Genomic DNA, 6,687 nt, shown 5'->3' with positions numbered 1-6,687 from the left:
ACGAAAGTAGTAAGACCCCTTGAAGACGACGAGGTAGATAGGGCAGAGGTGGAAGTACAGTAATGTATGGAGCTGACTGCTACTAATCGGTCGAGGGCATGACCAAGCAAGGTGATAGGTAATGGATGATATTTCTTGTATGCAGTTTTGAAGGTACATACCTTTAGCAAGGCCCAGTGGCTCAGTTGGTTAGAGCGCCGCCCTGTCACGGCGGAGGTCGAGAGTTCGAGTCTCTTCTGGGTCGTCCGTATCGAATGATACGACATTAAAATTTAATATGGGATCATAGCTCAGCTGGGAGAGCATCTGCCTTACAAGCAGAGGGTCATAGGTTCGAGCCCTATTGGTCCCACTTAAACAAATTTGGATGGATTCCCGAGTGGCCAAAGGGGGCAGACTGTAAATCTGTTGGCGACGCCTTCGAAGGTTCGAATCCTTCTCCATCCATTAGATGTTGAAAGAATCAACTGTTTGCTGAAACCAAAACGGTTCGAATCCTTCTCCATCCACTAGGTGATAATTTTTCATCTATAGCCATCAGGCTTGTGCCGATGTGGCTCAATTGGCAGAGCAGCTGATTTGTAATCAGCAGGTTATCGGTTCGAGTCCGATCATCGGCTTAGTCTTGAAAAAGACATTAATTTCATATCGCGGGGTGGAGCAGTCTGGAAGCTCGTCGGGCTCATAACCCGAAGGTCGTAGGTTCAAATCCTGCCCCCGCAACTCGCACAGCAATGTGCATTCGCCCAGATAGCTCAGTCGGTAGAGCAGAGGACTGAAAATCCTCGTGTCGCTGGTTCGATTCCGGCTCTGGGCATTTTATTTACTAAATATTATAAGGGCGTGTAGCTCAGGTGGTAGAGCACTTGACTTTTAATCAAGTTGTCCGGGGTTCGAATCCCCGCACGCTCAGTTAAACTCTTTAAGGAATGTATCTTTAAAGAGTTTTTTTTACTTGACAATTAGTATATTTTCAAGTATATTGATTCATAATAAAAGGGAGTAACTGGCGTTGATTAATATGTCGGCGTTTGCGATGTCGTCAATACGATGAATAATCATCCGTATCGTAATGAAATGGTGAGACTTTTATTGCATAAGTATTAATTTATGCAATAGGAGTCTTTTTTCTTCTATTGCGAGAAAGTGAGGTTGAATGATGTTAACAAATGAACAGGCAAGACAGAATCAAAAGAAATATGGATTTAATGAATTGGTGGAAGGGAAGAAAAAGAGTGTTTTTCAAATCTTTCTGGAGCAATTCAAAGATTTTTTGGTAATTATTTTAATTATAGCAGCAATTGTGTCAGGATTCCTGGGAGATGCAGAAAGTGCAATCGTTATTTTTGTTGTAATCACAATAAATGCCATTCTTGGAACCGTGCAGACAGTAAAAGCAGAGCAATCTTTAAATAGTCTTAAAAAGCTGTCAGCACCGGAAGCAAAAGTTATCAGAGATGGTGTGTTGATACAGATTCCATCCAGAGAAGTTACTGTGGGGGATGAAGTAATTATTGAAGCAGGAGATTGTATTCCGGCAGATGGGAAGCTTTTAGAATGCGCAAGTCTGAAAGTTGATGAGAGCGCATTGACAGGGGAGAGTCTTTCGGTTGAAAAGTCATTGGATGAAGTTCCAGAAGGAGCAGCACTTGGAGACCAGACGAATAAAGTTTTCTCCGGAAGTTTTGCTACTTATGGAAGAGCGACCTATGAAGTTACAGAGATTGGCATGGAGACGGAAGTAGGTAAGATTGCACGTTTATTAAAAACGACTTCAGAGAAGAGAACGCCACTTCAGATAAATCTGGATGATTTCGGAAGAAAATTATCTATTATTATTCTGGTATTTTGTGCAATATTATTTGGGCTAAATGTCATGAGAGGCGGATCTGTAGTTGATGCATTTCTATTTGCAGTGGCACTTGCGGTAGCAGCGATTCCAGAAGCCTTGAGTTCTATTGTAACGATCGTATTATCTTTTGGAACACAAAAGATGGCAAAAGAGCATGCTATAATCAGAAAACTACAGGCTGTAGAAGGGCTTGGGAGTGTCTCTGTTATTTGTTCAGATAAGACGGGTACTTTGACTCAGAATAAAATGACAGTTGAAGATTATTATGTAGATGAAAAGAGAATCTCTGCAGATAAGATTGATTTGAATCATGAGAATCAGGAGATGCTTCTTCAATATAGCATTTTATGTAATGATTCTACTAATACAGATGGTCAGGAGATTGGAGATCCAACAGAGACAGCTCTGATTAATCTTGGAAATAATTTGGGAATAGATGCCCTAAAAGTGAGAGAAAGCTATCCGCGTATAGCTGAGATTCCATTTGACAGTGATAGAAAGTTAATGTCTACAGAGCATAGATTTGCTGATAAGCCAGTTATGATTGTAAAAGGTGCGGTAGATGTTTTAGTTGACCGTATGAACCATATTAGAATTGGCGATACTGTAAGAGATATATCTGAAGAAGATAGAATGCGAATTGAATTACAGAATCTGGAGTTTTCCAGAGATGGATTGAGAGTCCTTGCATTTGCCTATAAAGAACTAGATATGAAACAGGAATTGACATTAGAAGATGAAAATGAGCTGACATTTCTGGGATTAATAGCGATGATGGATCCTCCGAGAGAAGAATCAAAAGCAGCTGTTGAAGAATGTATAAAAGCGGGAATCAAGCCGATTATGATTACTGGTGATCATAAGATCACGGCAGCGGCAATTGCGAAAAGAATCGGAATATTAAAAGATGATGCAGAAGCATGTGAGGGAGCAGTTATCGAAGATATGTCAGATGAGGAGCTTCAGGATTTTGTGGAAGGAATTTCTGTGTATGCCAGAGTATCACCAGAACATAAAATCCGAATTGTTCGGGCATGGCAGGAAAAGGGAAATATTGTTGCCATGACAGGAGATGGCGTAAATGATGCACCGGCATTAAAGCAGGCTAATATTGGTGTTGCAATGGGAATTACAGGAAGTGAAGTTTCAAAAGATGCTGCAGCTATGATATTAACAGATGATAATTTTGCTACAATTGTGAAAGCTGTTGAGAACGGTCGAAATATATATCAGAATATCAAGAATTCCATTCAATTTTTATTGTCTGGAAACTTTGCGGGTATCTTGACAGTATTATATGCATCACTGGCTGGACTTCCAGTGCCATTTGAACCTGTGCATCTTTTGTTCATTAATCTTCTTACAGATAGTTTACCGGCGATCGCATTGGGATTAGAGCCTCATACAGAAGAAGTGATGAAGCAAAAACCAAGACCAATGAACGAATCCATTTTGACAAAAAATTATCTTACCAGTATAGGAACAGAAGGTCTATGTATAGGAATCATGACTATCATTGGATTTTTAATAGGATATAGAATCAGTACCGCGTTAGCATGCACAATGGCATTTGGAACTCTGTGTACCAGTCGGTTAGTGCACGGATTTAACTGTAAGTCAGGAAGACCTGTTATCTTCACAAAACGATTTTTCAATAATATTTATCTGATAGGAGCATTTTTAATTGGGCTGATATTAATTACTGGGGTATTGACGATACCTGGATTACAAGGATTATTCAAAGTGGTAAGTCTGGATATTTATCAACTTCTGATAGTATATGGTTTGGCATTGTTGAATCTTCCTGTTATTCAGTTGTTAAAATGGATTCGAAGATAAAAAGGAGAAAGTATGAATATAAGTGATGAAGCAGTTAAGAAGATCAGAGGGTTGATTATATTTGCGGCAATTATTATAGCATGTTTTTGGAAATATGATGTCGTCATAAGTGTTTTGGCATTTATTTTTCATGTGATTTTTCCATTTGTTCTTGGTGGAGCAATTGCATTTGTACTTAATGTTCCGATGAATTTTATACAAAGGCATCTCTTTCCAGAGGATAAGATTGAAAAGAGAAAGGTTATAAAGAAGCTTGCACGTCCGTTAAGTATGCTGATTGTATTATTTTGTGTGATTGGAATTATTGTGTTGGTTATGTTTGTATTGATCCCTCAATTGGGAAATACTTTTGCCAATCTGGGAAATAGTATACAGGCGTTTATTCCGAAAATTCAGAAATGGGCAGAGACTTTATTCCATGATAATAAGGAAATTATGAATTGGGTAAATCATCTGGAATTTGATTGGAATAAGATTATGAATGCAGGAATCAATTTTTTGAAAAATGGAGCTGGCAGTGTCCTGGATTCTACGATTATGGCGGCAAAAAGTATAGTAAGCGGAATAGCAACATTCTTTATTGCCTTTGTTTTTGCAATCTATATTTTATTACAGAAGGAAAAATTAAGCATTCAGGCTAAGAAAGTGTTATTTGCCTTTGTGAGAAAAGGAAGAGCAGAAGCAACTTTAGAAGTGCTATCATTGACTTATAATACATTTTCCAGCTTTCTGACGGGACAATGTGTGGAAGCAATTATTTTGGGATGTATGTTTGTGATTACGATGTCAATCTTACGGTTGCCATATGCTCTGCTTGTAGGAATTGTGATTGCCTTTTCTGCATTAATCCCTATTTTTGGAGCGTTTATAGGGTGTATTGTAGGTGCATTTCTTATATTTATGGTAGATCCAATCAAAGCACTCATATTCATTATATTGTTTTTGATATTGCAGCAGATCGAAGGAAATCTGATCTATCCTCATGTGGTTGGAAGTTCTGTTGGTCTTCCTTCCATCTGGGTGTTAGCGGCAGTCAGTATTGGCGGCAGTCTTATGGGGGTAGTAGGAATGCTCATATTTATTCCTATTGTTTCAGTTGTATATGCATTATTCCGGGAAGTTGTATACTTAAAACTAAAGCAACGCAAGATAGATCCGGCAGATATTATTTAAAATGACAATAAAAAAGGAGATAGCGGAAATGATTTTCCACTATCTCCAGTTTATTTTAGTAATTTTCTACTTTTCTTTCAAAATAAGCCTTTGGATGAGCACATACAGGGCATACTTCCGGAGCTTCTTCTCCAATGTAAATATATCCGCAGTTTCCACATTTCCATCCAAGAGGAGCATCACCTTTGAAGGTTGTGCCTGATTTGTAGCTTTCAAGAAGCTTGTTGTAACGTTTCTCATGTGCAGCTTCTACTTCTGCAACAAGTTCGAATTTGGCAGCCAGTGCATCGAATCCTTCTTCTCTTGCCTCTGCAGCCATACGTTTATACATATCAGTCCATTCATAATTTTCTCCTGCAGCAGCGTCTGCGAGGTTCTCAGCTACATCACCAATTCCATGGAATTCTTTGAACCACATTTTTGCATGTTCTTTTTCCTGATTTGCAGTTTCTTCAAAGATATTTGCCATCTGAACGAATCCAGCTTTCTTAGCAGCAGAAGCATAGAATGTATATTTGTTACGTGCTTCTGATTCACCGGCAAATGCATCCATAAGATTTTTCTCTGTTTTAGTTCCAGCGTACTTAGACATATGATAATCTCCTTTATGAATTAATTATTTTTGGAAAAAAACCCTACGCATAACCGAGTAGACTCTTCGAAGCGTAGGGTTTATTCATTTATAATGAGTTTCTGTAGTAAATGTTATATCTTAGCCAAAGTATCTCTTTAACAGACCTTCGAATGCTTTGCCGTGACGAGCTTCGTCTCTAGCCATCTCGTGTACTGTATCATGGATAGCGTCAAGGTTAGCAGCTTTTGCTCTCTTAGCAAGATCAAATTTACCAGCTGTTGCACCATTCTCAGCGTCAACTCTCATTTCAAGGTTCTTCTTTGTGCTGTCAGTTACAACTTCACCAAGCAACTCTGCGAATTTAGCAGCATGCTCAGCTTCTTCGTAAGCAGCTTTTTCCCAGTAAAGACCGATCTCTGGATATCCTTCTCTGTGAGCAACTCTAGCCATTGCAAGATACATACCAACTTCAGAGCATTCTCCTTCAAAGTTAGCTCTTAAATCAGCAAGGATATCTTCGCTTACGCCTTTAGCTACACCAACAACGTGCTCTGCAGCCCATTCTCTTTCGCCTGTCTGCTCTTTGAACTTCTCAGCTGGAACGCCACATACTGGACATTTCTCTGGAGCTGCTTCTCCTTCGTAAACATAACCACATACTGTACATACAAATTTTTTCATGATAATTATCTCCCTTTCTTATTTAAATTTTATTATTTTTAATATTAGTAATTATTACTGATATTAATTTACCATAGTTATTGATAAATGTCAATCGTTATTTTAAGTTTTTTTCCTTTTTTCGTTTCTCACATTCCCCGCAAATTCCGTAGAACAGCATTGTATGTGAATCGATTGTGCCAGCAAAATGTTGGTTGGCAAGTTCATTAATGGAATGAATATGTGCTTCATCTAATTCTAGATCAAAAACGTTGCCACAAGATTGGCATACAACATGATAATGAGGTTCGGTCCGCCCATCGAATCGATCGCCTCCGTCAGGAGTGGGGATCTTAATGGCTTCGCCCATATCAGCTAACAGATTTAAATTGCGGTATACAGTGCCAAGGCTAATATTGGGAAATTCTTCCTTTACATGCATGTATACAGTATCAGCAGTTGGATGTTCCATGGTATGTGACAAATATTCTTTGATAGATGCCCGCTGCCGGCTGTATTTTAAGTTTGCCATTTTTACGCTCCTTTCAATAATGATAATCGTTATTATAATCAGTATATATGAATGTAT

At 38.7% G+C, this 6,687-nt stretch carries 5 protein-coding genes, 7 tRNA genes and 1 rRNA gene; 10 read left to right on the top strand and 3 right to left on the bottom strand.

The window, feature by feature from the left end; genetic code table 11:
* From JQM81_RS13075 to JQM81_RS13030, 10 genes are all read left to right on the top strand, one after another.
* Nucleotides 1–106, top strand: a 23S ribosomal RNA gene (locus JQM81_RS13075); the annotation flags it as partial.
* A 64-nt stretch (nucleotides 107–170) separates the two neighbouring features.
* Nucleotides 171–244: transfer RNA gene (locus JQM81_RS13070), tRNA-Asp, on the top strand.
* A 35-nt stretch (nucleotides 245–279) separates the two neighbouring features.
* Nucleotides 280–352 (top strand) — tRNA-Val (locus tag JQM81_RS13065).
* A gap of 13 nt (nucleotides 353–365) precedes the next feature.
* A tRNA-Tyr gene (locus JQM81_RS13060) sits at nucleotides 366–447 on the top strand.
* Between the two features lie 100 nt (nucleotides 448–547).
* Nucleotides 548–620, top strand: a tRNA-Thr gene (locus JQM81_RS13055).
* 29 nt (nucleotides 621–649) lie between these two features.
* Nucleotides 650–723: transfer RNA gene (locus JQM81_RS13050), tRNA-Met, on the top strand.
* A 21-nt stretch (nucleotides 724–744) separates the two neighbouring features.
* Nucleotides 745–817: transfer RNA gene (locus JQM81_RS13045), tRNA-Phe, on the top strand.
* 22 nt (nucleotides 818–839) lie between these two features.
* A tRNA-Lys gene (locus JQM81_RS13040) sits at nucleotides 840–912 on the top strand.
* A gap of 247 nt (nucleotides 913–1,159) precedes the next feature.
* Entirely contained in the window at nucleotides 1,160–3,691 is a 2,532-nt protein-coding gene (locus JQM81_RS13035) for a cation-translocating P-type ATPase (protein WP_235234226.1), read from the top strand.
* Between the two features lie 12 nt (nucleotides 3,692–3,703).
* On the top strand, nucleotides 3,704–4,864 hold the full coding sequence (locus JQM81_RS13030; RefSeq protein ID WP_235234224.1) for an AI-2E family transporter: 1,161 nt from the start codon (nucleotides 3,704–3,706) through the stop codon (nucleotides 4,862–4,864).
* A gap of 55 nt (nucleotides 4,865–4,919) precedes the next feature.
* On the opposite strand, the gene rbr is transcribed toward JQM81_RS13030, so the two are convergent.
* The 3 genes from rbr to JQM81_RS13015 all read right to left on the bottom strand — a co-directional run bounded on the left by rbr (nucleotide 4,920) and on the right by JQM81_RS13015 (nucleotide 6,630).
* Nucleotides 4,920–5,456: a rubrerythrin gene (rbr, locus tag JQM81_RS13025; protein WP_235234223.1), complete on the bottom strand. Its 537-nt coding sequence runs from the start codon at nucleotides 5,454–5,456 to the stop codon at nucleotides 4,920–4,922.
* 120 nt (nucleotides 5,457–5,576) lie between these two features.
* Nucleotides 5,577–6,119 carry an NADH peroxidase gene (locus tag JQM81_RS13020; protein WP_235234222.1) on the bottom strand — a complete coding sequence of 181 codons (543 nt, stop codon included), beginning with the start codon at nucleotides 6,117–6,119 and terminating at the stop codon, nucleotides 5,577–5,579.
* A gap of 97 nt (nucleotides 6,120–6,216) precedes the next feature.
* Nucleotides 6,217–6,630, bottom strand: a complete 414-nt coding sequence (locus JQM81_RS13015) for a Fur family transcriptional regulator (protein ID WP_235234225.1) — start codon at nucleotides 6,628–6,630, stop codon at nucleotides 6,217–6,219.
* Nucleotides 6,631–6,687: the final 57 nt, after the last annotated feature.

The sequence above is a fragment of the Faecalicatena contorta genome (assembly GCF_021531895.1).
Classification (GTDB): Bacteria; Bacillota; Clostridia; order Lachnospirales; family Lachnospiraceae; genus JAFBIX01.
The sequence above is the reverse complement of the archived record's forward strand: the minus strand, read 5'-3'. Positions and strand labels throughout refer to the sequence as shown.

Excerpts from the sequence above, each read along its gene's own strand:
- rbr (WP_235234223.1), bottom strand. The coding sequence starts at position 5,456 with ATGTCTAAGTACGCTGGAACTAAAACAGAGAAAAATCTTATGGATGCA.
- JQM81_RS13020 (WP_235234222.1), bottom strand. The coding sequence starts at position 6,119 with ATGAAAAAATTTGTATGTACAGTATGTGGTTATGTTTACGAAGGAGAA.
- JQM81_RS13015 (WP_235234225.1), bottom strand. The coding sequence starts at position 6,630 with ATGGCAAACTTAAAATACAGCCGGCAGCGGGCATCTATCAAAGAATAT.
- JQM81_RS13030 (WP_235234224.1), top strand. The coding sequence starts at position 3,704 with ATGAATATAAGTGATGAAGCAGTTAAGAAGATCAGAGGGTTGATTATA.
- JQM81_RS13035 (WP_235234226.1), top strand. The coding sequence starts at position 1,160 with ATGTTAACAAATGAACAGGCAAGACAGAATCAAAAGAAATATGGATTT.